The 1,331-nt window shown below is 61.5% G+C and carries 1 protein-coding gene and 1 pseudogene; both read right to left on the reverse strand.

Annotation, left to right across the window (positions count from 1 at the left end):
* Positions 1–657 (reverse strand): annotated as a pseudogene (locus tag ENZ74_RS31950) (GGDEF domain-containing protein); the annotation flags it as partial.
* 115 nt (positions 658–772) lie between these two features.
* Positions 773–1,331: DUF72 domain-containing protein (locus ENZ74_RS31955; protein WP_164761413.1), on the reverse strand; the 559-nt coding region annotated here is incomplete at its 5' end.

The following is a 1,331-nucleotide window of genomic DNA, read 5'->3' on the forward strand; positions in this document are numbered from 1 at the left end:
GTGGCGGTGATGCCGGGCCAAGCGTCCCTGATTCAGGGCCAGGGAAAGCGCTCCAATCCCGGTCATGCTGGCGATGACGATGATGAGGCTCAGTTCCTCGGCCCAGTTGCTTGGCGCATGTCCAAGGACCAGCTTTCCATCCAAGGCTAAAACCATGGCGCAGAGAGCGAAGGATGCGGCCGTGGCAGAATAGAGCGCGGTGATACCGATCGTCAGGGCAGGGGCTTCGTCGCGGCCCTTCCAGTATTCGACCGCCGTTGCGAACAGAAGCAAGGCGGCGAAGGCATTTTCGAACATGAAGCCCAGCCCGTCATAGCCTAGAGCCATGGGAGGCAACGTCACGGCCAGCGAAATGGCGCTGCCAAGTACAGTTCGGGGCACTGGCGAGCCGCCGGTTCTAAACTGGTAGGCCGCGCCCAGCATTGTCGAGAAACCGAGCAGGAGGAAAGCCAGCGTGGCGATGCCCAGCAGGCGCCCGGGCATGTCGATATAAGCGTCATAGACAAAAATATCGCCGACCACGAACACCAGGCTGATCGCCCATGTCAGCAGGAATTTCTCCGAGCGAGCGGTCAGCCACATGCCGAACAATGTCAGGCTCAGGCAGGCCGCGGAAAAACCGACAGCCAGGAGAAGTGAAGTGTAGTCGAGCGACATGCCCCTCGTCCTTGCCCGTGGCGGCCCAGATCTGCGACTGGTCTGGCTGGATTCATGCAGCAAGGAGGTATCGATAAGGTTACGACGGTGGCGAAGATGCCATGATTCCGCTGCGTCAGGGCACCGGTTGACCCTGGTCCACTCGCTTCATCAGTGCCATGGCGCCGAACGGCGCGCGCACCTTGCCCTCGGTGATGAAGTAAACGAACACGTCGCGCGGCTTGACCGGCGCATCGGTGGCGGGGTCGGCGCGCCGCAGGTCGGCCGGCTGCTTGCCTTGCGCCCAGGTCTTTACCCGCGCGGCCCATTCATCGAGGCCTTTCGGCGTATAGCAGTCGGGATTGTCATCGCTGCCGGTCTGCAGTCGGGCGTAGACGAAATCGGCGGTGATGTCGGCGATATCAGGATATTTGGCATGGTCGGCGTAGACGATCGCGGCCTTGTATTTTCGGGCAAGTGCTGCGAATTCCGGCACGACAAAACTGTCGTTGCGGACTTCGAGCGCATGGCGCAGCGCAACGCCGTCCTGCTTTTCCGGGAGCAGCTTCAGGAAGGCTTCGAAATCGTCCGGATCGAATTTCTTGGTCGGTGCGAACTGCCACAGGATCGGCCCGAGCTTTTCGCCGAGCGCCGCCACGCCGGAGCCAAGAAAGCGCATCATCGATTCGCCGGCC

This window comes from Mesorhizobium sp. M7A.F.Ca.CA.002.15.2.1 (assembly GCF_003998715.1).
Lineage (GTDB): Bacteria > Pseudomonadota > Alphaproteobacteria > Rhizobiales > Rhizobiaceae > Mesorhizobium > Mesorhizobium ciceri.